This is a genomic window from Rickettsiales endosymbiont of Stachyamoeba lipophora (assembly GCF_003932735.1).
GTDB lineage: Bacteria > Pseudomonadota > Alphaproteobacteria > Rickettsiales > 33-17 > RICK01.
On sequence record NZ_CP033611.1, the window covers coordinates 310,040 to 334,446 of the forward strand.

The 24,407-nt window shown below is 33.7% G+C and carries 16 protein-coding genes; 13 read left to right on the plus strand and 3 right to left on the minus strand.

Annotated elements, in window-relative coordinates:
- The first annotated feature begins 6 nt into the window (after nt 1-6).
- From iscU to EF513_RS01420, 9 genes are all read left to right on the plus strand, one after another.
- Nucleotides 7-396, plus strand: coding sequence for a Fe-S cluster assembly scaffold IscU (gene iscU, locus EF513_RS01380; RefSeq protein WP_125215628.1), 390 nt, complete (start codon nt 7-9; stop codon nt 394-396).
- Nucleotides 397-402: 6 nt separating this feature from the next.
- Nucleotides 403-738 (plus strand): HesB/IscA family protein, encoded by a 336-nt coding sequence (locus EF513_RS01385; RefSeq protein ID WP_125215629.1) that lies wholly within the window; start codon nt 403-405, stop codon nt 736-738.
- Between the two features lie 9 nt (nt 739-747).
- Entirely contained in the window at nt 748-1,245 is a 498-nt protein-coding gene (gene hscB, locus EF513_RS01390) for a Fe-S protein assembly co-chaperone HscB (protein WP_125215630.1), read from the plus strand.
- 4 nt (nt 1,246-1,249) lie between these two features.
- Complete coding sequence (locus EF513_RS01395; protein WP_125215631.1) at nt 1,250-3,289, plus strand: Hsp70 family protein; 2,040 nt, start codon at nt 1,250-1,252, stop codon at nt 3,287-3,289.
- A 106-nt stretch (nt 3,290-3,395) separates the two neighbouring features.
- Nucleotides 3,396-3,725 carry a ferredoxin family 2Fe-2S iron-sulfur cluster binding protein gene (locus tag EF513_RS01400; RefSeq protein ID WP_125215632.1) on the plus strand — a complete coding sequence of 110 codons (330 nt, stop codon included), beginning with the start codon at nt 3,396-3,398 and terminating at the stop codon, nt 3,723-3,725.
- Between the two features lie 3 nt (nt 3,726-3,728).
- Complete coding sequence (locus EF513_RS01405) at nt 3,729-4,823, plus strand: hypothetical protein (RefSeq protein WP_125215633.1); 1,095 nt, start codon at nt 3,729-3,731, stop codon at nt 4,821-4,823.
- A gap of 4 nt (nt 4,824-4,827) precedes the next feature.
- Nucleotides 4,828-7,455 (plus strand): alanine--tRNA ligase, encoded by a 2,628-nt coding sequence (gene alaS, locus EF513_RS01410; RefSeq protein ID WP_125215634.1) that lies wholly within the window; start codon nt 4,828-4,830, stop codon nt 7,453-7,455.
- A gap of 79 nt (nt 7,456-7,534) precedes the next feature.
- Complete coding sequence (locus EF513_RS01415; RefSeq protein ID WP_125215635.1) at nt 7,535-9,481, plus strand: ComEC/Rec2 family competence protein; 1,947 nt, start codon at nt 7,535-7,537, stop codon at nt 9,479-9,481.
- 8 nt (nt 9,482-9,489) lie between these two features.
- A complete protein-coding gene (locus EF513_RS01420; RefSeq protein WP_164503793.1) occupies nt 9,490-10,299 on the plus strand; it encodes a prepilin-type N-terminal cleavage/methylation domain-containing protein in 810 nt (269 codons plus the stop codon).
- Between the two features lie 894 nt (nt 10,300-11,193).
- Here the strand turns inward: EF513_RS01420 and EF513_RS01425 are convergent.
- From EF513_RS01425 to EF513_RS01435, 3 genes are all read right to left on the minus strand, one after another.
- The gene (locus EF513_RS01425; RefSeq protein ID WP_125215637.1) at nt 11,194-13,614 is read right to left on the minus strand and encodes a hypothetical protein; all 2,421 of its coding nucleotides are present in this window, start codon (nt 13,612-13,614) and stop codon (nt 11,194-11,196) included.
- Between the two features lie 545 nt (nt 13,615-14,159).
- The gene (locus EF513_RS01430; RefSeq protein WP_125215638.1) at nt 14,160-18,707 is read right to left on the minus strand and encodes a hypothetical protein; all 4,548 of its coding nucleotides are present in this window, start codon (nt 18,705-18,707) and stop codon (nt 14,160-14,162) included.
- A 57-nt stretch (nt 18,708-18,764) separates the two neighbouring features.
- On the minus strand, nt 18,765-19,676 hold the full coding sequence (locus EF513_RS01435) for a DUF1189 family protein (protein WP_125215639.1): 912 nt from the start codon (nt 19,674-19,676) through the stop codon (nt 18,765-18,767).
- Between the two features lie 125 nt (nt 19,677-19,801).
- Here EF513_RS01435 and tkt point away from each other — a divergent pair, with 125 nt between their 5' ends.
- From tkt to EF513_RS01455, 4 genes are read left to right on the plus strand one after another with little or no spacing between them, the layout of a single operon-like run.
- Nucleotides 19,802-21,799, plus strand: coding sequence for a transketolase (tkt, locus tag EF513_RS01440; RefSeq protein WP_125215640.1), 1,998 nt, complete (start codon nt 19,802-19,804; stop codon nt 21,797-21,799).
- Complete coding sequence (gene gap / locus EF513_RS01445) at nt 21,792-22,799, plus strand: type I glyceraldehyde-3-phosphate dehydrogenase (RefSeq protein WP_338142600.1); 1,008 nt, start codon at nt 21,792-21,794, stop codon at nt 22,797-22,799. The genes tkt and gap overlap by 8 nt, the downstream gene beginning before the upstream one ends.
- On the plus strand, nt 22,796-24,019 hold the full coding sequence (locus EF513_RS01450; protein ID WP_125215641.1) for a phosphoglycerate kinase: 1,224 nt from the start codon (nt 22,796-22,798) through the stop codon (nt 24,017-24,019). Before gap ends, EF513_RS01450 begins: the two co-directional genes overlap by 4 nt.
- On the plus strand, nt 24,001-24,405 hold the full coding sequence (locus EF513_RS01455; RefSeq protein WP_125215642.1) for a hypothetical protein: 405 nt from the start codon (nt 24,001-24,003) through the stop codon (nt 24,403-24,405). The genes EF513_RS01450 and EF513_RS01455 overlap by 19 nt, the downstream gene beginning before the upstream one ends.
- Nucleotides 24,406-24,407 lie beyond the last annotated feature (2 nt).

Here is a 24,407-nt window from a genome sequence, read left to right on the forward strand (position 1 = left end):
AAAACTATGGCTTATAGCGATAAAGTTATCGATCACTACGAAAATCCAAGAAATGTAGGATCATTAGACAAAAATGATCTTAATGTAGGCACCGGCCTAGTAGGAGCCCCAGCTTGCGGAGACGTGATGAAACTGCAAATTAGGGTAACACAGGAAGGCATTATTGAAGAAGCTAAATTTAAAACTTTCGGCTGTGGTTCTGCAATTGCTTCAAGTTCACTTGCAACCGAATGGTTAAAAGGCAAAAGTATTGATGAAGCTCAAGAGATTAAAAATACTGATATTGCTCAAGAGCTAGCATTGCCTCCGGTTAAAATTCACTGTTCAATCCTCGCGGAAGATGCAATTAAGGCTGCAATCAACGACTATCAACAAAAAAAGCAACAAGATAAATAATTAGCAATGACCCGCAATATTATCACCATCTCAGATAAAGCAATAACTCGCATCAATGAATTAATTGAACAGCGCGGGAAGGAAACCCCTGGCATTCGAGTAGGCATTAAGTCCGGCGGATGTTCAGGGCTGGCTTATATTGTAGAATATGCAGATACAATTGAACCAACCGACATTGTGGTAATTCAAGATGATGTGAAAGTAGTTATTGATCCTAAGGCTGAATTATTTTTAATCGGCACTACTATGGATTATATGGAAGAAAAATTTAAGTCCGGCTTCGTGTTTGTTAATCCGAATGCCAAGGGACAATGTGGTTGCGGAGAATCTTTCCATACATAAGAAGTTAATATGCAATATAATAATTATTTTGAAATTTTTGGACTTAACCCTGAATTTAATGTTGATACGGACAACTTACACAATGAGTATCTAAAGTTACAGGAAAGATACCATCCAGATAAAAATTCAGATCTGAACTCTGCTAGTTTTATTTTAGATATAAATAAAGCTTATAAAATTTTAAAAGACGAAGTTTCACGCGCTCTTTACTTATTAACTATGCATAATATCTTTATTAGCGATGAAGCCAGTAGAATTAAACCTTCTCAACTGTTAGTACTAGAGATATTAGAAATTAAGGAAACAATTTACTCACTAGGCAGCTTAAGTGAACTTAAATTAGAAGAGCAAATTATCAAAAATAATTTAGCAGATTTTATTAAGCAATTTAGCACCTTTTATACCCAATATGACTTATTTAATGCCACTGAAGTTGCTTTAAAAATGCAATATTATAAAAAGATATTAGAAGATATAAAAATTTGTAAGCAAAAATTATTAGATTAACCTCATGAAACTTTATGAAATTTCAGAACCAGGCCGATCCCCCAATCCTCACCAAGATATGGCGAGCGATGTAATTGGCATAGATTTAGGCACCACCAATTCCCTAGTTGCTATTTTTACCAACAATACTGCCCAAATAATCTCTGATCAAAATGGTAACATCTTACCATCGGTAGTTCACTTTAATGAACAAGGTGATATTATTAGTACAAGTGATGCTTTTATTACCGAGCATACTCAAATGATTTCTACAGAGTGGCAGGAGAAGAGCAATCTAGAAGCAGCAGCTACACAGCAATATTTGAGCATTGCAGGGTTTTCAACTTTGACTAACTCATCTTGTGAGAGCAACAGAGTATATAAAGTTAAATCTTTCAAAAGATTAATTGGTAAGAGTTTAGCTGAAACTAAAGCCCTTGCACTAGATAAATTTTTTAATTTAGATACACATTCTATAGATATTGCTCGTGTTAAAGTACAGGACAAAAGTTATTCTGCCATAGAACTATCCAGCATTATTTTAAAGCAATTAAAAAACAAAGCTGAACAAGCTTTAGGCAAAAATATTACTAAAGCGGTAATTACAGTTCCTGCTTATTTTAATGATATTGAACGCCAAGCTACCAAAGAGGCTGCAATATTAGCAGGACTTGATGTAATGCGTTTAATCAACGAACCTACTGCAGCCGCACTTGCTTATGGGTTGGATCAAAAGGTTAGTGGTAATTATATTGTATATGATTTAGGTGGTGGTACTTTTGATATTTCCATTTTAGCTTTAAAAGAAAAAATATTTCATGTCATAGCTACCAAGGGAGATACCAACTTAGGCGGAGATGATTTTGATCACTTAATTGCCGGGTATTTAGCTAAAAAATATTCTATTACTTTAGGAAACAAGCAAGCCTTAGCAGTTGCTAGGAAGCTTAAAGAGACTCTTACTACGAACGACAATGCTCAAATTGATAATTATAAATTAACTACTCATGAGCTTGAGCAACTATCAAAGCCTTTGATTAACAAAACCATTAAGCTACTATTACAAGCTATCAGCGATGCAAACTTAGAAGAAGAGCAAATTAATGGTATCATCCTAGTTGGCGGTTCAACTAGAATGCCTATCATCCAACAGGCCTTAAAAGAAAATTTTGATATTACTATTTTAGATAATTTAAATCCTGATGAAATTGTAGCCAAGGGCGCTGCAATTCAAGCCCATAACCTAGCTTATGGTAGTGATAGCTTACTGATTGATGTAATTCCACTTTCAATTGGCATTGAACTTATGGGCGGAATTGTTGAGAGAATTATCCCTAGAAACAGCACCATTCCTGCAAGCTTTCATTATGAATATACCACTTATCAAGATGGCCAAACGGCAATGATCTTTAATATTGTACAGGGCGAAAGAGAATTAGCTCAAGATTGTAGGCTCTTAGGTAAATTTACTATTTCAGGCATTCCACCAATGAAAGCTGGTATGGCTAAAATTCAAGTTAAATTTGTAATTGATGCCGATGGAATCTTAACTGTTATTGCTACTGAAAAGAGCACAGGTAAATCACAAACTATTCATGTAAGCCCAGGACAAGGTTTACATAATGCTCAAATTCGAGAAATGCTTATTTCTTCCATTGAAAAAAGTGAGGAGGATTTTATCCAGCGCAAACTGATTGAGAGCAGGGTAGAAGCAGAAAGGGTTATCATGGCACTAGAATCCATAATCAAAGAAGATATTGATTTGGTGAGTGAAAATGAAGCTAAACAAATTAAAGATCGTTTGACTATTTTAAAAAAAAGCATAATTTCTGCTGACAGCGAACAAATAAGTGCTGATATGCAACAATTAGAAGAAGTAAGCGAAGTGTTAATTGAGCAAAAATTTTCCAAACAATTTGGTAAAGCTTTTAAAGGGAAATCTTTAGCGGAATTAAATAGATCTCTTTTGAATTCAAAAACAGCAAATCAAGTTCAAGGAGCATATGGAACGGAAACCCGCAATGGACATGCAGTACATGAGGATCCGAACATCGGCGCAACATAGAAATTGGCCACTGAATTAGAGTTGCATAAGAAATCTAACGAGCTTACCTCTAAATAATATTTGACCAAATCAATTAATTTTATAATCTTCATATCCAGGAGGAAATATGCCAAAAATTACTTTTGTAAATAGAGACGGTTCAGAAAAGACAGTTAATGCACCAGCTGGCCTTTCAATTTTAGAAGCAGCCCATCAAAACGATATTGATCTTGAAGGGGCATGTGAAGGCTCACTCGCTTGTTCAACTTGTCATGTTTATGTAGAAGAAACCTGGCTTAATAAGTTGGATGAAGCAACCGAAGATGAAGAAGACATGCTTGATTTAGCTTTTGGTTTAACCGAACAATCAAGACTTGGGTGCCAAATTATTTTAACTGAAGAGCTTGATGGTATTAAAGTTAAACTGCCACCTGCTACTCGTAATATTAGTGTATAAATTATGTCCAGAGCCAATATTGTAAGAATTTTTGCATTAATTGCATTTTTAATTGTATCTTATTCATTAGTATGGATAGGTTTTACTTACTTACTAACCAAAGAAATAACTGATTATGCTATTAAACACGATATTGGCTTTAGTGAAATTAAAAAAGGTGGCTTTCCTTTCAAAGTTAAAATTGAAATAACTCGCCCCAATATTCCCCTGGCAGTCAAGCAGCAAGGTATTGCTAAAATTAAGTCTGATGAAAGCATTATTTTAGATACTAACTTGCTATTATCTAAAATAAATTACTTTCTACCCACCCATTTAACTTATGTTACAGCCAATGGTAATGAATATAATATCAATACTACTAACAGCTTTATAGGCATTACTTTTAGTAGGTCTTTAATTATAAATTATTTGGTGAATAGAAAAGATTTTAAAACTCAGGAATTTTATCAACTTTATCTAGCCAATTTGCATTTAGATTTAGCTCATATTAAAATTTACGAAGGTGGCATAGAGGATAAAAATTTACTCACCGAAGTTAATGGCCTATTACTGAACTATCAACAAACTACCAATATTAAATTACCTGATAATTCTGAAGAATTTGTATCTATTGGTAAGGTTAATAGCACACTTAAAAAACTAGATTTCTTTAATCAACATAAAGACTTTTTAACCAGTAAGCTTAATCTAGATATTTTATTAAACAACCAACAAAAAACTGCTCTTGATATTAATAATTCTTATATTGAGATTGCTGGAATCAAAATTGGCATTAAAGGAATTTACTACTTTAATACCAAAAATGGTGAAATGGATTTAAATTACCAGCTGACTTTAACTAATCCTGAAATTTTAAAAGAAAAACTTACCACTCGTTTAGGTTTTACTAGAGAACAAATCGAAAGGTTTTTAACGGATACAGCCTCAGAAGTTATTACCGAAACAAAAGAGGATGATCAAAGCATAGTCCAAAAAGAAATAAGCTATCATTTTATTATCAAAAATCATGAAGTATCAGTTGGTAAGTTAAATATGCAACAAATACTTGCCTTAATGCTTCCTTTTATTATCTCCGAACAAATTTTGAAGTTAAAATAACCTTATGAAAACTACTGATATTAGGAAAATTTTTTTAAATTATTTTAAAAAAAATGAACATGAGATTGTTCAATCAAGCCCATTAATTCCTCATAATGACCCCAGCCTTATGTTTACTAGCGCAGGTATGGTTCAATTTAAAAATTTTTTTACAGGTATTGAGACTCCTAAATATAATAAAGCCTCTACAGCACAAAAATGTGTAAGAGCTGGTGGTAAACATAATGATTTAGAAAATGTAGGATATACTGCCCGTCATCATACCTTTTTTGAAATGTTGGGCAATTTTTCTTTCGGGGATTATTTTAAAGAAAAAGCTATTTTTTATGCGTGGGATTTATTAGTTAATGAAATTAAACTTCCTAAAGAAAGATTATATTTTACCGTTTATCATACCGATGATGAGGCTTTTGAACTCTGGAAGAAACTAGGAGTGGATCCTAGCCGTATCATTCGCATTGCAACTTCTGATAATTTTTGGTCAATGGGTGATACCGGTCCTTGTGGTCCTTGCTCTGAAATTTTTTATGATCATGGCGAAAGTTTAGAAGGTGGATTACCAGGAACTCCTACTGAAGGTGGCGATCGTTTTGTAGAAATTTGGAACTTAGTATTCATGCAATTTGAACAGCATAAAGATGGTTCTCAAACTACCTTACCAAATCCAAGCATTGATACCGGCATGGGATTAGAGAGATTTGCTGCTGTATTACAAAATGTGCATGACAATTATGATACTGATTTATTCAAAAATTTAATTAATGATACCCAGGAATTAATTGGCACTAAAATTACTAGTGATAACAAATCTTCCTTTAAGGTAATTGCTGATCATTTAAGATCAACCAGCTTTTTAATTGCAGACGGGGTCATGCCTTCCAATGAAGGACGTGGCTATGTGTTACGCAGGATTATAAGACGTGCAATGCGCCATGCTAACTTTTTAGGTCATGCTAAGGAACCATTGCTTACCAAGCTAGTTTCTTCATTAATTCGGGAAATGGGTACAGCTTATCCAGAACTTGCTCGCGGTAATGAATTAATCACTGAGACTTTAAAACTTGAAGAAAGTAAATTTCTTGAAACTCTTGATCGCGGTTTAAAATTATTAAATCAAGAAACTCACAATTTAAAAGCGAGCGACCCATTACCAGGCGAAGTGGCCTTTAAATTATATGATACTTATGGTTTTCCTCTTGATTTAACCTGCGATATTATGCGCAAAGAGCAACGTGAGGTAGATACTGCTAGATTTGATCAAGAGATGGAAAAACAAAAACAATTAGCACGCGCTTCATGGCAAGGATCAGGAGAACAAGCTACAGAAAATCTCTGGTTTGATTTACATGACAAATTAGGTACTACTGAGTTTTTAGGTTATACCCTTACTGAATCACAGGCTAAAATATTAGCAATCATTAACAAAGGCCAAGAGACTCATGCTTTAAATGAAATAGGAGCAGAGTTTCAATTTATTACTAACCAAACTCCTTTTTATGGTGAATCCGGCGGCCAAGCTGGTGATGTAGGACTTGCGTTAAATGATCAAGCTGAAATTGAAATTATTGGCACTAAAAAACAATTGAATAAACTCATAGTCCATCAAGCTATTTTAAAATCAGGCATAATTAGTATTGGCGATGAAATTAAATTAGCAGTCAATACTGAAAGACGAGATAATTTACGTAAGAACCACTCAGCCACTCATGTATTACATGCAGCACTTAGAAAAATTTTAGGTAATCATGTAACACAAAAAGGCTCATTAGTAGCAGAAGACCGCTTACGTTTTGATTTTAGTCATCACAAATCAATTTCAAAACAAGAGTTAGAACAAATTGAATTTAAGGTAAATCAGATTATCTTAAACAATTCATTGGTCAACACTCAAGTTATGAATACCGAAGAAGCTGTCCAAAAAGGTGCGATGGCATTATTTGGTGAGAAATATGATGATCAGGTACGGGTAGTATCAATGGGTAGTGATCATGAAAATGATCACTATTCAACTGAATTATGCGGTGGTACCCACGTACATTCCACTGGTGAGATTGGCTTATTTAAAATAACTAGCGAATCATCAATCGCTTCAGGGATTAGAAGAATTGAAGCAGTAACTGGTATTAATGCATTACAATTTGTACAGCATCAAAGCAAGCTACTTGAGCAAACTTCTAACAATCTAAAAGTTCCTACTGACCAAATAACTAGTAAAATCAATAGCTTACAGGACGAAATTAAGATTCAGCAAAAACAAATTATAAGCCTACAAAAAGAAGTTTTAACTTTTTTGAGCCAAGCTACCAAGCAAGTGGGATCTTATAAAATTCTTGCGGCAATCGTTGATAAGTTTGATGCTAAAGAGCTTAGAAAATGGGCAGAACAAATTGAGGCAACTCCAATAGATTTAAGTATTGTCATTAATACAGCTGATGAAAAAATGTCCATTTTAGTTAGTACGGCACACTCAAGCTTAAATGCTAAAAATATCGCAGAAGAGTTGATTAAAGAGTTCGGAGGGTCCGGCTGCGGAGGAGATGTAAAACTTGCTCAAGGTGGATTTTCTAAAACTAATAAAATAAATGAGCTCGACAAATTACTCGAAAAGATATTAAATAGAATTGCAACGTAAGTTGTTTAAGTTCCTCAACCAACAGTACTGGCGTTTAGACAAACTTTTAACTCATGAATATCATCAATTGGTTTTGTGGGTGCCAGTACTGTTAGGGGTGGGTAATATTATTTACCTTTCTCTCTCCTTTGAACCAAATTTTTTTTTCTGCTCCTTTTTACTTCTCTTATGGATCTTACTGATTACCATTAAGCTTTTTATAAAAAAACAATCCTTATTATTTTCAGTCATTATTTACTCATTGCTTGTGATCATAGCAGGAGTTTTAAATACTAAATTTCATACTGAACTTAAAAGAGGTGAAAAATTATATAAAGAAGTTCGATATACTCAAATTACTGGTACGATTGAAAAGCTTAATTTTTTGCCTAAAGGCTGCAAAATCACTTTAACTAACCCGCTAATCACTAAAAGGCCTAAATTAAAATTTACACGCATTAAAATTACAGCTAAAAATTGCAACCCTAAACAGCTTAATATTAGTGATACTATCAGTTTTTACGGTTATTTAGGTCCTGTACCAGCCAGTCATTTTCCAGGGCTATATGATTACCGCATTACTGCTTATTTTGAGCAGATTGCAGCCACGGGCTACACGCTTTCTAAAATTGAAACTATAGCAAAAAATGCTGATAAATCATTGATTGATAAGCTACGCTCCTTTATTACCATACAATTTATAGATAATCTTTCTCATAAAAGCGCAAGCATTGCAACAGCTCTTATTATTGGTGAAACCAGCCTCATTACCAAAGAGGTGACCGAGCAAATCCGCATCTCAGGTCTTGCCCATATGCTAGCGGTGTCAGGCATGCATGTAAGCCTGGTAACTTTAATATGTTTTATAACTATTCGGTTTGTAGGAATTATTCTATTGCCTAATTACGCTCAAATTTATGATTTTAAAAAGATAGCCGCTGGCATGTCAATTATTGCTAGTTTTATTTATCTATTATTATCAGGTGCTCATGTTGCTGCGGTGCGCGCGTTTATAATGTCATTAATTATCATGATTGGGATTATTTTTATTAGGCAAGTAACACCCATGAGAACTTTATCATTTGCAGCAATTATTATCTTGGTTTTAAACCCTCATGTAATATATCAACCCAGCTTTCAAATGTCATTTAGTGCAGTTTTAGGCCTTATTAGCTTATGTAAATTTTATGTCAAATATCTCCAACCAAAATTTACTACTTTAAATTTTATAAAAAAATTTATTCTTTATAGTATCGGCATCATTTCCAGTTCGATTATTGCTACTCTTTACACTCTTCCCTTTACTTTATACCATTTTGGTAATTTTGCGCCACTTGGAGTTATAGCTAACTTATTGGCTATACCGGTGTTATCATTTTTAGTCATGCCACTCCTAATTTTATGGTTATTTTTATTACCTTTAAATCTCCATAGTTTAATTAACCTCCCCTTAGATCTAGGTATTAATTTAATTGCTACTATTGCGGCCCAGGTAAGCGCGCTCAATTTTGATAATCTTACCATAAGATTAAACTCGCCTTATCTGTTATCAATGATTACCTTAGGATTAATTTGGTTTAGCTTCTGGAATGGACAAAAACGGTGGTTAGGAATTATATTGATAATACTTAGTATAGGAGGATCTAAGCTAATTACCCCTCCAGCAATTATTATTGATACAGTCCAACATAATTTAATTATCCTTAATCAAGAGAGTAATGAAAGCTTAGTTTCCAATCTTCACCTTAATAGAATTTATAAGGAACAACTTAAAAAAGTAACTTTAACCAATCATATTGCTTTACTGCCCAGTTATTTTCAAAACGAGTTAATTCAATGTGATAGTATGGGTTGCATAGTGAATTGCAAGGGACAACAAAATATACCAGTAATTTTTGATCCCATACTCACTTTACAGTTAAACAATAAAGTTAATTTATTCATTTTGTTGACAAGTTATGATTATAAAAATAACATAAATAATAAGGAACTCAAAAATTGTAATATTATGCTTGTTTTGCCAACGCATAACAGGCCATGGCATTAGAGGATAAAATGACTCAACAAAAATTAATTCATAAGAAATCTTTAAAAGCATTCACTTTAGTAGAACTAGCCATAGTATTAGTAATTATTGGTCTGATCATAGGTGGGGTGTTAGCCGGCCAAGATCTTATACGGCAAGCTGAGATTAGCGCCACTGTGAGACAAATGCAAAGTTTTAGCACAGCTACCGCCACTTTCCGTACCAAATATAACGCCTTTCCAGGAGACATGGTTTATGATCTTGCCGCTTCTTTTGGTTTTAATACTACCAATATGAATGGCGCTACTGGTTTTAGGGATGGTAACTACATCTTGACTGATAATACCGGTGGTTATGGAGCTCAAGGTGAAAATCTGCTTTTTTGGCGTGATTTAAGAGATGCACAATTAATTAGCGAACTTACTGATGCAGGAGCTGTTGATTATTCATCTATTACTGCTAGCAATACCACTGCTTTAAATAGCTATTTACCAGCTGCTAAGCTCGGTAGAAATAATTATTTTATAGTATATGGTGATACAGTAACTGGCATGAATTATATACAGATAGCACGTATACTAGGAATTGCAGGTAGCTCTTATACTTCATTTGCCGTAGGTATAAATAGCACCCAGGCATATAATATCGATCTCAAACTTGATGATGGTAGACCAAATACAGGCATAGTAACTGCATATATAGGCACTGCTCCTAATAATACTCCGACAACTACCTCTGCTGGTCTCTGTGCATCAGCAACTACTAATACTGCTACTTATATTAGTAATATTTCTGATGCTGGCGTACCAACTTGTTCATTAAAAATTAGAATGGATTAATAAATATTCTTTCACTTTCTGATGTTTCTAAAGAATAATAGCTACCTTAATAGGTAGCTATTATTCTTTGTAATGATATTTGCTATATTAGACTTCTTTCGAAATCGGAAGAAAATGCAACATATTATTATTTTTACATAAGGGCATCGCATGGCAATTTCAAGGCCAAAATCAGCTGGGCATTACACACCCACCATAAGATAGTAACAAAATAAAGGCATGAGAGGTATTATAGAGCCAAAAAAGGTTTTTATATGGATGGTAGATTTTGCGGTGGGGCAAATTAACAATAAGATTATCCCCAACAAAAGAGAAGCAGCTTCATAAATACAAAGTGCTACAACAAATATCTTAAACACATATAACAAAGAAAGATATAAATCTTGTCATTCAAATGCAAACATTGAATAATGATCAAGGAGATATTGGGTTTTAAGACAGTAGCTAGGATCTTAAAACAAGCCTTACAGGGAAGATAATGGGCAAAGGGTAAAGTTAAAATAATAAAGCAAATAGCTAATAACAAACTATAGAAAGACTTAAAGCTATAGGAGTAGCTAGAGGACGGTAAGATGTGGGTGCTGTCTCGTCCACAATACGTGTCATGTATTTGCAATCGATTTTCGCAGTCAAAAAACGCTAAATAGACTTTTGGCCAAACTGTTTAGATATAGTAATCAGGCACTTTGGCCTCCATCATTAGAAGCTTTATCCGGCTTAATTCCTCAAAATAAATTGATTCAAAACACAAAATAAAACTTATATTGTAGAAAATATAAACTACAATATATAAGACTTTACCTTGCTAGCTTTAGGCGTCGTTTTAATTGTTATTAATAACCATTCGTGAAATAAAAAGGCCGCTAAAATAGCGGCCTTTTTAACTTTTTACTTTTAGCACGACGGAGAATTTGGTGCCGCTGATCCCTCGCAGGCTCCATTATCCGTCCACTCCCAATAACGACCGTCATAACAATCTACACACTGATCAGGATAATAGTTTTCATTTAGACACCAATTACATCGTGGGAGAGCTGTCAGTGTTCCATGTCTTGAACAAGCAATCATTATTCCAGGTGTTGACACTGTGCTACCCCACACACACACTGCATCTTTCCAACAACAACTCTTCCAACGATCCTTACACAAACCAGAAGACGCTCTACATTGATAATAATCCCCGCCGCCTGCACGATGATAATAATTGGTATAGCCTGAATGCGGGTCAAAGTTATCTGAATAACCAAAAGTACTTCTCCAATCTCGTCTCATATTAAGCAGCCTATTATAATCTCCGGAAATACCATTTTCAGCAACAGCTTGAGAAGCCCCGCTCTGCCATGGCCATACCGGCCACGCATCACTGTTTTTCCATGGAGACCATTGCCATGTTCCAAATCCTACTGCCGCATGAAATATTACTTTGATGCCAGATCCTCCAAAAGAAATTTTATTATCACTTTCAAATCGGTAAGTACCTCCCGTTCTAAAACCTGAGCTAATATCACTGCCACTAGAGTACATATTACATTGACTACTAAGAGGAGCGACCGGCCATACTGGGTTTAAAGGGTATTCCATCTTATCTTTTACTATCCTTCTGGCAGGTGAATAATGCGGATTTAAGTAAAGGCCGTACTTAATGATATCATAATTCCATAGATTGGAATCCATATCACTATCTTTCATCCCCATAAGAAGTGCTTCTCCTGGTGACCACCATTCATTTAGGAAAGCATGGTCAACTGGACTGTGCCCTACAGTCAATTTACAAGGATTATAGCTTTTGGTTTGATATCCATTATAACCATAAGCTATTTTTACTTTATTGGTAACCCAGGGCTCATACAAGCTAGCAAAAGTCACTTCAGTTTCATTATCACCAGCATAAAATATTCTGCCCCAATTATGTGCACGATCAGGCATAACGCGAGCAGATACCATTACTCCAAAGCCACCATCATGGGCAATTCTAACATTACTGTTACCACCATACCACGAGGCAATAGTATTATCAAAAACCATACCTCCACCAGAGTAAGCTGCTGAATATCTAACATCTACCCCCCTTAAGTCCATATGCTTATTAAGGGTTGAAAGATCAAGCCACCATAACACCTTATCTCCATCATTAGGTCTATCTCCTGCGCCGAAAGGATTATCAGCTCTATAATAAAAGAGATGATCAGCATTTGACCAAGTATTACTCTGGCTTCTATAATAAGAAGAACTTCGCGGCTTACAATACATAAAACCCTTAATTGTTCCTGTATTACCAGGAGCGTTATCAGTACCCCAAATATAGCTACCATTACCTCTATAAAAATTCATTACTGCTGCATCATTTCCCCCGGGGTCAACACACTCTGTTTTAACAGATTTGATTAAATATTGACTCCCGTCTTTACATATTTCTCCCTGACTACCGGCATGAAATAACATTGAAGTACCAACCTTCATCTTACCTTGGCGTACAGATCCCGTATCAAATCCTTGGCACATCTTGGCACATCCCGGCCCTGATACTGCTTCCCAAGATACTTGCCCAAAACCATTATTAACACATTTCCTGGAAGTAGTATCGATCAGCTCTGCTCCAGGTGTATAGCATGGGCTATTACCATCTATAGCAGGACTATATGTTTTCATTTTAAAATTTACACCCTCAACTGTTCCACCGGCCTCAGTACCATCCATTGATTGCATAGTCCAACTTATACCTTCAGCAACTTCTGCTGCACAAGAAGGCGCTACTACTTTAAATTTAACTTTTGGCAAGTCGTTATAAGCTGTAGTAGTATCACCAGGCTGATTTCCGATAAGCCTTGGGGTAATCCAGCTCATTTGCGTTGCTGTAGCTGTCTCTCCATTCATATTACATAGCAAATCCGCAGGCTTTCCTGCCAAGTTGCCAATAAAAATTGAATATTCTCCTTGATATCTTGGAACATTAACACTCATATCATTACCAGCAGCACTTAAATCGACTTTACCTCCTTTAGTAACATAGGTGCTTGCAGAACAAGCTGTATAAATCTTTTTACTTGTTTCCTCTAAAAATCCAAAAATTACGCCATTATTTTGGTTAGTATGATGATTGCCGAATTTACCGCTGCTAAGTAATACATAAAGCCTCTCACCTGAGATAGCCGTACCACAGTATACTCCACTAGTATTAGAAGATAATTGGCAGGAAGTAGCACCAGTTAAACTGGCTAAATTATTACTGCGATTATATACTATACCATTAATGGCATCTAAAGGGTTAATAACCCAGAATTTAGAATCACCAAAAGAATAATTGGAAATGAACATTAATATTAGGAAAGCGCGTAAGAATAGCATATCAAATGGCCTTTTATAATAAATATCAAATATTTAAATATTATATATTATAAAATGATGCATTGTGAATATAAAATTAATATTATAATTATTTGGTAAAATGAGATCAGAATCTATAGGAAATAAATCACACTTATGATATTATAAAAAACAGGGACTGGCCCCTGGCTTTAGATGAGTTAGTAGGATATCAGAATGTACGTAAAACCTTACATAATCTTGAGAAAACAACTACTAAAATGGATATTTATCGTAATTCATTGGTTAGATACCAGACTTCATTCGAAACTATAATTTTCATTAAATTTGAAGTATAAGCATTTGATTACAGGAACTATTAAATACAAATAGATCAAAGTTTTAGCGGGCGGGAAGTGTCGTTGATTAACAGGAGCAAAGGCATTCAAATTTTATAAAGATGCTAGAGGTTAAGATAAGCTGAGCAAAAAAAGTAAATGGTGATAGGAAAAGCAAATTTGAGCCTGAAGATCAGTAGCTTCGAAAGAGATCCATTTTTATAAATTGCGAGAATATTTAGAAGAATTTTTTACTGCATCTTGAAATTTTTTTGTATAACTATGCTCATATATATAACTCTTAAGAGCAACTTTTTCCTCAGTAGTTAATTTAAAAGATTGATCCATAGCTTTAATAAATGATCTAACATTTTTCTCAAAATCAGGTGAGCTGAAATCAAAAATAACTTTATCTTTTAAATTATCCCTATTACCTACAAAAGTAACATTATGAAATTTAACCTTACCGCTGATTAGAACATTCTCACAATTATCTAAATTGATTTTAATAGCAGAAATATCAATGTCTGCCAACCTAACATTTTTGAAAATCACCTGACTTAAATCTAATCCTCTTAAATTTCTTCGCTCAATCTGCTGGACCTCTAAAAATCTTATTGCTTCTTGTGCAGCAGGAATATGCTGCGCTAATGAATCTTGAGCATTTTTCAGATATAATTGAAGATCCAATCTGTTATCTTTAATGAAATATTGAACTACAGCACGTCCTTCTTCATTTAAATTATTAAATCTGCTAATAATTTCATTTAAATTATTATCCAATTTCAATAATTGTTGATATACAACCGTTTTTATAGGTATTAAAGACGCATTGGCCTTGTGTTCCTTTCCTAATACTAAATTATAAAATGTATTGAATCCTGCTTCCAAAAGATTAGCAATCAAAGTAATAATACCAAAAGCCATGGTAAATACATGGTTAGCTAATATTGCAAGATTCTTAGGTTGCAACAGTGAAAGCTTAGGATGGGTCAAAGCATTTAGTAAATTATACCATGCACTAAAGGTAGTAGCTAAAGCCTTATTAGTAAGCGCTTTAAAAACTAGAGTACTATCCATCCACTTAGGTACAATGCTAGCGATTAATTGTATACATTCTGCCCGTTTTTGTGGATCCTGCTTTGCTTGAAGCAAAAAGTGATAAAAAGGATTATCTTTATTGCCATAATTATATAAAAATGGATGTAATAAAGCGACCATTGCTCGCGCTGTATGGATACTACTAACCATTACTTGAGGCAGACCTGCAGCCTTTGATAACAAAGATCGTTTGGGGTTAGGAGTAGTATTTCCTTTACCCATTAAGCCTAAATCATGTAACTGATCAAGCAAATGGAATATAGGCGGTATATTTTTTCCAAATATTGTTTTTAAATTTTCGCCATAATTTTGATCCAAATATGGTAAGTTCGAGGCCATTTTTATTAAGTCCTCAGCAATATTATCAATTTTTATATTAAACTCTTTGGCATAGCTAGCAATACTTACCGCTGCTGCTTTAGTTAAACTCTCCTTATCAGTAGGATCTAATTCTATAGAATTAAGCAAATCTAAGGTGTTATCAATTAGCTTGATAAGCTTTACAGATTTATTATTTTGCTGATCGCTCACTTGCTCAAGTTGCGGCTCAGGAGTTAATAAATATTGCATTATATGCTGTAGGTTTTGCGTAAAATTTGCTCTCTGACTATCAACAATATTTGGATTAGTTAAAACTTTTGCAAGGATAGTGGAAATTGACTCTATCAGCTGATCATTTAAAATATACCCATCTCTAACCAACTTCATTTGGCTATGAATAGCCCTTATTTTCTGTTTATCAACACTCTCTTCACTTTCTAATTGCTTAAGTTGATACTTATATTCTGCAATCTGGGATCCAACCTCAATTATTTGCCATTGAAAATTATTAATATTCTTGCCAGCATTGGCTCCAGCTTGGTTCTCCGTTAATTGCTTTTGCAATACAACTCGGAATTTTTGTAATTGATCTAACTTTTGATTTAGCAAATCTACGTTTACTTGTTCCTCTAACATGGCTAAATAATAATCACGCCCAAACGGTATAACTGCCTTAATTGCATCCCTAAACTTATTAAATTCTTCTTGCTTATTAGCACTTTCACCTAGCTTTTCTAACCTAATTTGAACTGAAGTAGCAAGATTAATTAGCGGCCCCATAAAATCCATATTATTTTGAGCCCTCATCTCAATTTCTTTAGGCTCAACTACCAAAGGAGGCTGTAAACCTTTAAAAAAATCAGCTATTTGAATATAAAGTTGTTGCTCATCACTTACTGGGGAAAAAGAAGAAAAAGCATCCACTATCATTGGGGTAAGATTATCTAAACAAAAGTTATATAATCTTCCTTCCCCTTGATATTGCTCCATTTGTACCATAGCAGGATTAATAAATTGAATATTTCCGGCTATTATTTCACTTAAAAGCTGTTTAGCTTCTTCTGAAGCTATATAGGGTCTTGCTAACTTTATCACCTCACCAAGCTTTTGCCAAAATTCTATAGCATGGATTAACGGCTGGTTATCAGGTCTATTTTTAAGTATCTCAACCATTAGGTCTTTTAAGTTGCTAGCAAAGTTTTGCTTTTGCTGCTCTGTCATTGTCTTATGAGTTAAAATTTCTGCAGCTATCTCACTAATACATTTTATACCCTTTTCGCCAAAAAAAAGTTGAGTATTAAATTCAGCTATAGAAAGAGGTGCTTGAGTGTTAGTATTAAATTTATTAATCCCCGTTTTTAGTAGCTTTTCAAATTGTGTTTTTAATTCCTGCTTATTACTCAAATTCAATGTTGAGAGTAGTAAAAACCCATTTTCAACCATTTTTGATACATCTTCAACTGGCTCATTAAGCACCAATATACTTTCAAAAAAATTGGCTAGATATAATGAAATATTATTTGAACCTACCATGCCACTTTCTAATAACTCAGCCATAAGAGGCAGCAAATTATCATTAATGTTTTTTCTAACATCTTGTTTCTGCGCATCGGTTGCATTTTCAGGGTAAAAAAAGTTAACTGCAATTAATTCGGTGAGTATACGCTTATTATCATCATTGGTTATAATAGTTTTTATTTCACTTCCGATTACTTGCAATACTTGCCATAATTCAGGCTGACTCAGAAGCAAAGGAATAGTAACATCTATATTTGCAGAAAAAGCTTTGAGGGCCGCAAGAACATTAAACGGAGTATTATAAGCTCTTACTAGCAAGTTTGAATCTCCGTGCGATAAAGCAGATAAATTTCTAATAATGCTGCCCACCTTAAAGTCTCCTCGCCTTAAGTGCGTCAAATCTTTATCATTTTTTATTTTTTTAACACCATTTATTATCTTATCTAAATTTATTTCATCATACTTTTCTAGTATTATTAAACTTATTCCACTAAGCAAAGAGGTGAGATTCTTTTTATCTTGGCCTAAAAAATAATTAATGGATTCTGTAACTTCTTTAATTTCTTGCGATGAAGAAAGCTGGGAAGCAAAAGCTTTTAAAATTTGTTCCCCATTATGCGCTGACCTAGCACTTGTTTTATCTCTCTTAAATTCATTGAGTAATGGAGATTTTTCCTTAAAAATATACTCAGATAATTCTTTTTTAATTTTATTTTGACGAGATATAGCATCTTTAATTGCTTCTTCTTGCTTCTCAATATCTTCAACAAATTTTTCCTCGGCTTCTATTCTTAGCTTATTAATATATAAATGATCATGTTGATCACCAGTACCATCAGTTGATAATTGCTTAATACTTTTTAATCTGTATTTTTCTGGATTGCATCTCTCAAAACACTTAAATCTAATCCATTGATTAAACTCTATCACGGTATGGTTAGCATCTGAGGTAACAATATTACCACTGTTCCACTGTGGCCATTTACCATTTATTTGATTTAGCATACTTGCTGCTAAATTATCTAGATCTTTGCTGTTAACTTTATCTGTATGAGCTTTGGTTAAATCTTTTAGTGATGGTATCTGCTCCACTCTACCAAACCACCGTGAAAAGAAACCTGGAGTAGGTTGTTTATAAATATAGCAATAATTGTCTAAAACTCGTATGTTTGCTGCTTTAATATTATTAGTAGCCCCATCCAATGCTTTTTGGAGCGCTTCCTGTCTACTTTCGATGCTCAAAATGTCACTATCAAAATCTTCTAATAGATCTATTCTAGTAATTTTCCCTTCATCGGCCAGCTCTTCTAAAATTTTTTGCTCATTCAGAATTGCTAATTTTTCAATGATTTCCTTTTTTAATACTTTTTTATCCTGATTAAAATCAAGTTCGCTTAATAAATCATAATTCCAGAAAAATTTTTCGTCATAAGTTTGAAAGGATTCTTTTTTTAGTAGATCATTAAGAACCTCGCTGATGAAAGGCTTTTTTACTTCCTCAGCATACTCTTTCAATAGCTCTCTAAAAACTTTCTTTTCTTCTTCTGTTAAATTACGGGTAAGCCAATCAGCATCTTCTGTATTAATATATTCATATCTAAACCCAATCTGCCTAGATTCTAATTCACCTTTAAAAGTATTTTGAATTTCTTCATCACGTAATAATTGCAAACGCAAAAACTCTGCTCTAGCAGCAGTTTCTAAAGCCTCTTGTGATGCCCTTTCTGGTTCCAGTGTATTTCTTTGAGACTGAATTTTACCATTGATTGCTTTTATTTTATCAACAAAAGAATCAGTCTGAAGTGCAAGTGAAATAGGCTGCGACATAACAATACTATAATATTATCTAATTAAAATTCTAACAAAAAAAATATAATTTAGCAACTACGTTAATACTTTATTAACCACCTTAATAACAAATAAGGAATAAACTAAACATAAAGTACTCATGATAATTTCACGATTAATCAGCAATAGACTAACAAAACTATTTGACCAAAACATTATTACCAATAATAAAACCAGGCTACCAACTACCATTGCCGGCGTTGAAGCTATAATACTAGCACGTATTAATTGCATATAATTTAACCCTAAAGAACGAAAAATATTTATTATTGATAAAATAAGCAAAGTTAAAATTATTTTTGGAATAAACTGCAAATAAAGCATAAAATACACCATCATTACCATAGTTACAATTGAACCAACCAAAACTTTACTAAGTTTATCAAACAATGTAACAATATCAGATTTAGTAACAATTAAATTGGCATTATGCGGGACTCTTAAATCTTCATTTAACAAAAATTCATTTCCTAAAATTTGAATATTGTTTTTATGAACTTGTATTAATGTATCATTAGTAGATAAATCCGGCTTAGATCTAGTATCAAATTCTATTATAGGCTTATTGTTTATAGTAGAATTAATAATGGTTTTATGATTATTATTAACTTCAAGCTCTCCGGCCTTAATTTCTATTTTTGGCAACTGAGTAAGTATATCAAGAATATATTGGGCGTATTTTACAGTTTGCTGGTCACTTTCTAAATCATGAAAATTACCTTGCTCTATTTTTACTATATTGCGCATAGTTTGAAATATATCATAATAATAATCGGTAATTATTAACATAATAGGCAAATTAATAACGAAAAAGGATATCAGGAAAAATTTTATCCCCGCCCCTACCCAATTATGAACAACCTGCCAATATAACCTTGGATCATAAAAGCTTCTTACAATAATATTAAATAGGGAGATGAAGTAATATTTGATGGATTTTATGGACATTGATTTATGCTCTGGTAAATTTTAATGACTTGTAAACTGATATTAACTCTTGTATAGCTTTTATTGTTTAAATAATAAGTAAATTCACAAAAATTTTCAATCATCTTAATAGGGTTGCAAGCATAATGTTATTTAATAAGCAAACATTTTCTTATTCTGATTTAAGTAATGCCATTAGATTTTTAAGCATAGATGCAGTTGAAAAAGCAAAATCTGGGCATCCAGGAATGCCCATGGGAATGGCTGACATAGCCACCATATTATTCACAAAGTTTTTAAAATTTAACCCCACCGATCCCGCCTGGCTTAACCGCGATCGATTTATTCTTTCTAACGGCCATGGCTCAATGCTGCTTTATTCTTTATTATATTTAACTGGCTATGATTTAACTTTAGAAGATCTTAAAAATTTTAAGCAGCTTCATTCTAAAACTCCTGGCCATCCTGAATTTGGACATACAGTAGGAGTAGAAACTACCACCGGTCCTCTAGGACAAGGTATAGCAAATGCAATTGGCATGAGCATTGCGGCCAAACAAATGCAAGCTAAACATAGTGAGGATTTATTTAATCATAAAATATACTGCTTCTTAGGTGATGGATGTTTAATGGAAGGTATTAGCCATGAAGCTTGCTCTTTAGCAGGCCATCTTCAACTTAATAATCTTATAGTTATTTTTGATGACAATGAAATTTCCATTGATGGAGAAACATTACTTTCCACCTCAGATAATGTAAAATTACGCTTCCAAAGCTATGGATGGGAATATTTTAATATCGATGGCCATGATTATCAACAAATAGAAGAGGCACTGGAACAAGCTCAAAACATTAACAAACCAGTATTAATTGCTGCAAAAACTAAAATTGGTTTCGGCTCTCCTAATAAGGAAGGGTCAGCGAAAGCACATGGTTCCCCGCTAGGCAAGGAGGAGATAAAACTAGTACGAGAAAAACTAGGATGGCCTCATAAAGAATTTGAAATTCCAGATAATATTTTAAAAGCTTGGCGGAAAGCAGGAACTAAAAATTTAACCGAATATAAATTTTGGAAAGATGAATTTGCAAAGCTAGCTAATCATAAAAAACTTGAAATTGAAAGAATTTATAATAAAGAACTTCCTAATGATCTAACCAATATTTTTGCAGAACTTAAACGTGAATTTACCACCCGACAGACCAACGAAGCTACACGCAAATCGTCCGGCAGGGTAATTGAAAAGATAGTTGATTATCTACCAGAATTATTTGGAGGATCAGCTGATTTGAGTGAATCAAACAATACTCTTTCTAGCAAGCATCAGATATTTAATCATAATAATTACTCAGGAAACTATCTGCATTACGGTGTTAGAGAGCACGCCATGGCCTCCATCATGAATGGAATGAGCGCTTATGGCACACATATACCTTATGCAGGAACTTTTTTAATTTTCTCTGATTATATGAGACCAAGCATTAGGCTTGCTGCACTTATGCAAGTAAAAGTGATATATATTTTAACCCATGATTCAATAGGGCTAGGAGGAGATGGGCCTACCCATCAGCCGGTTGAGCACTTGGCAGCCCTTAGAGCCATACCCAATCTTTTAGTATTAAGACCAATGGATTCTGTAGAAGTAGCTGAATGCTGGCAAATTGCATTAGAATATCAAGGACCTAGCATACTAGCTTTAAGCAGACAAAATTTAACCTTTTTGCGTACCGAATTTAATGAACAAAATTTATGCAAGAAAGGTGCATATGAGATTATCCAAGAAGATAACCCTCAAGTAACTATATTTGCCACCGGTTCAGAAGTTGAAATTGCAGTAAAGGCAGCACAACTGCTTCAAGAAAAGCACATTACCACCAGAGTTCTATCTATGCCATCAAAAGAATTATTTTTAAAGCAAGATTCAAGTTATATTACACAATTTTTATGCAACAACTCTATTAAGGTAGCAGTTGAAGCCGGAATAAATTTAGGATGGCATGAAATTATAGGACCTCATGGAATTTTTGTAGGAATGCATAGCTTTGGAGCTTCCGCCCCTGAAGATGAGCTATATAAATATTTTAATATAACAGCTGCGCAAATTGTTCAGCAAGTCATAACTAAGCTTGAGAAAAAACATGATTAATATTGGTATTAATGGTCTAGGTAGGGTTGGCAGAGGCATATTAAGAGCACTACTTGAATATGATGAAAAATATAACAACATTAATTTAGTGGCTATCAATAGTCCTGCAAGACTTGAGGAACAATTACATTTAATTAAATATGATTCCGTTTTTGGCCGGTTAACTCATCAAATTCATGTCGCAGATGATACATTAGTGATCGGAAGACATACTATTAAAATTACCCATGAAAAAGAGATTAATAAACTTCATTGGCAACAAAAACACGCGGATATAGTATTAGAATGTTCTGGAAAGTTTAATAGTAAAAATTTAGCAAAAGATCATTTAAAACAAGGTGCAAAGAAAATTATTATTTCCGCTCCTTGTGAGGGAGCTGATAAAACAATTATATTGGGAGTAAATGAAAATGATTTAACCCCAATTGATCAAATAATTTCTATAGGTTCCTGCACTACCAATTGTGTAGCTCCTGTAGTTAATATTATTCAACAAAAAATTGGTATACTATCAGGATTTATGACTACCGTTCATTCTTATACTAATGATCAAAATATTATTGACGCAAGCCATAAAGATTTAAGACGAGCAAGAGCAGCAGGACTTTCAATAATTCCTACTACTACTGGAGCTACCAAAATTATTGGGCAAGTAATACCAGCACTTAACGGCAAACTTAAAGGCGCAGCTATTAGAATTCCCACGCCTAATGTTTCTTTGATTGATCTTACCCTCCAAGTAGCTGAAGAAACTTCTGTTGAAGAGATCAACCAAACTTTAAAAAACGCAAGCTTGTCTAATCCAGAAATTTTAGGCATTACTGAGGAACCTTTAGTATCAATAGACTTTATTAAGGATCCGCGCAGCGCTATAATCGATTTGCAAGAAACCCAAGTAGTAGGTAATAATTTAGTAAGAATTGTTGCATGGTATGATAATGAATGGGGGTTTTCCTGCCGTATGCTTGACATGGTTCATTTAATGAGAAATTTTTCATGAATAAAATAACCACTCATGATTTTACTAAATATAATTTAAGTGGCAAAAGAGTATTGTTACGACTAGATTTAAATTTATCTATTAGTAATACAGGAGAAATATTAGATGATACGCGGCTCAGGCGATCACTCATCTCAATTAATCAATTAATAAAACAAAAAGCAAAAATTATTATTTTAAGCCATTTAGGAAGGCCAAAAGGTAAAAAAAACCCTAAAGAAAGCTTAACCCCTATTTTTAAACGTCTTAAAAAATTTTATCCCGAAAGTATATTTATTGAAGATATTGATAATACTACCGAGCTTGATACCCTTAAAGAGGGCAATATCGCTTTACTAGAGAATTTACGATTTTGGCAAGGTGAACAAGATAATGATATTAATTTTGCCATGAAGCTATCTAGCCTGGCTGACTTTTTTATTAATGATGCCTTCGCTTGCTGCCATCGCAACCATTCATCTATAACCAAGCTCCCTATGTTACTCCCCTCAGCCCCCGGTTTACTTATGATAGAAGAAGTAACTCATTTACATCAAATTTTAGAAAACAATCTCAAACCAAGTATTGCAATTTTAGGAGGAAATAAAGTTTCAACCAAAATTGACCTGTTGAAATCCTTAGTCACTAAAATGGACTATCTATTTATTGGAGGTGCAATGGCTAATAATTTTTTATCTTCAATAGGTTTTCAAATAGGAAATTCCATCAAGGAAGAAAGCATTAAAGAAACTTGTACAGAAATTATCGCACTTGCAAGAAATCATCACTGCCAAATAATGCTACCTGTTGATGCTGTAGTAACCCCTGAGTTAAAAAGTGATGCTATAGCTCAAGTTGTAAGTATTGATAAAATTAACGACCAAGACATTATTGCAGATATTGGCCCACAAACATTAGCTAATATTGATTTAATATTATCCCAAGCTAAGTTGGTTATTTGGAATGGCCCTGTTGGTGCCTATGAATTTTCTTCATTTTCTTTGGGATCAATTACCATTTCTCAAATGATAACTCATTATACCAACAAAGGTACATTAACTAGCATAGCAGGAGGCGGTGATGTCATCAGTGCCATTAATATGGGAGGCAACAAGCATAATTTTAGTTACCTTTCAACTGCCGGGGGAGCATTTTTAGAATGGCTAGAGGGAAAGTCCCTAGTCGGAATTACAGCATTATCTCAAGAAAATATTGATGAATCATGCAGAATGGAATTATAGTTCACAATTTAGGTGATATCGAATATATTGCAGCACAGCAGCATTTTAACGGTTTAATTGTAAATGCTGGATATATGAGTCATGCATTAGGTCCTGTACTTATTGACACATTATTAAAAACTGCCGTTAATCAATATAATGTAAATATTGATTATATAGCTTGTGATGTACATAATAATATTTATTATATTGAATATTTATATAAGAAGGGTTTTAACCAATTTTTAATAACCGACTTAAATGCAAATCAACAAGAAATGCTGAATTTTGCTATAAAAACTTATGGGATTAAAATCCTCAATAAAGAGCAATTAGATTTATACGATTTTAATTTTTTTGAGCAAACCAGTTTTAATAACTTTATTGCTAATCATAATACACTTTAAAA

Coding starts and splice junctions, on each gene's coding strand:
- tkt (WP_125215640.1), top strand. CDS start 19,802: ATGTTATTTAATAAGCAAACATTTTCTTATTCTGATTTAAGTAATGCC.
- EF513_RS01425 (WP_125215637.1), bottom strand. CDS start 13,614: ATGTTCATTTCCAATTATTCTTTTGGTGATTCTAAATTCTGGGTTATT.
- EF513_RS01400 (WP_125215632.1), top strand. CDS start 3,396: ATGCCAAAAATTACTTTTGTAAATAGAGACGGTTCAGAAAAGACAGTT.
- EF513_RS01405 (WP_125215633.1), top strand. CDS start 3,729: ATGTCCAGAGCCAATATTGTAAGAATTTTTGCATTAATTGCATTTTTA.
- EF513_RS01450 (WP_125215641.1), top strand. CDS start 22,796: ATGAATAAAATAACCACTCATGATTTTACTAAATATAATTTAAGTGGC.
- EF513_RS01420 (WP_164503793.1), top strand. CDS start 9,490: ATGACTCAACAAAAATTAATTCATAAGAAATCTTTAAAAGCATTCACT.
- iscU (WP_125215628.1), top strand. CDS start 7: ATGGCTTATAGCGATAAAGTTATCGATCACTACGAAAATCCAAGAAAT.
- hscB (WP_125215630.1), top strand. CDS start 748: ATGCAATATAATAATTATTTTGAAATTTTTGGACTTAACCCTGAATTT.
- EF513_RS01395 (WP_125215631.1), top strand. CDS start 1,250: ATGAAACTTTATGAAATTTCAGAACCAGGCCGATCCCCCAATCCTCAC.
- gap (WP_338142600.1), top strand. CDS start 21,792: ATGATTAATATTGGTATTAATGGTCTAGGTAGGGTTGGCAGAGGCATA.
- EF513_RS01430 (WP_125215638.1), bottom strand. CDS start 18,707: ATGTCGCAGCCTATTTCACTTGCACTTCAGACTGATTCTTTTGTTGAT.
- EF513_RS01455 (WP_125215642.1), top strand. CDS start 24,001: ATGCAGAATGGAATTATAGTTCACAATTTAGGTGATATCGAATATATT.
- EF513_RS01435 (WP_125215639.1), bottom strand. CDS start 19,676: ATGTCCATAAAATCCATCAAATATTACTTCATCTCCCTATTTAATATT.
- EF513_RS01385 (WP_125215629.1), top strand. CDS start 403: ATGACCCGCAATATTATCACCATCTCAGATAAAGCAATAACTCGCATC.
- alaS (WP_125215634.1), top strand. CDS start 4,828: ATGAAAACTACTGATATTAGGAAAATTTTTTTAAATTATTTTAAAAAA.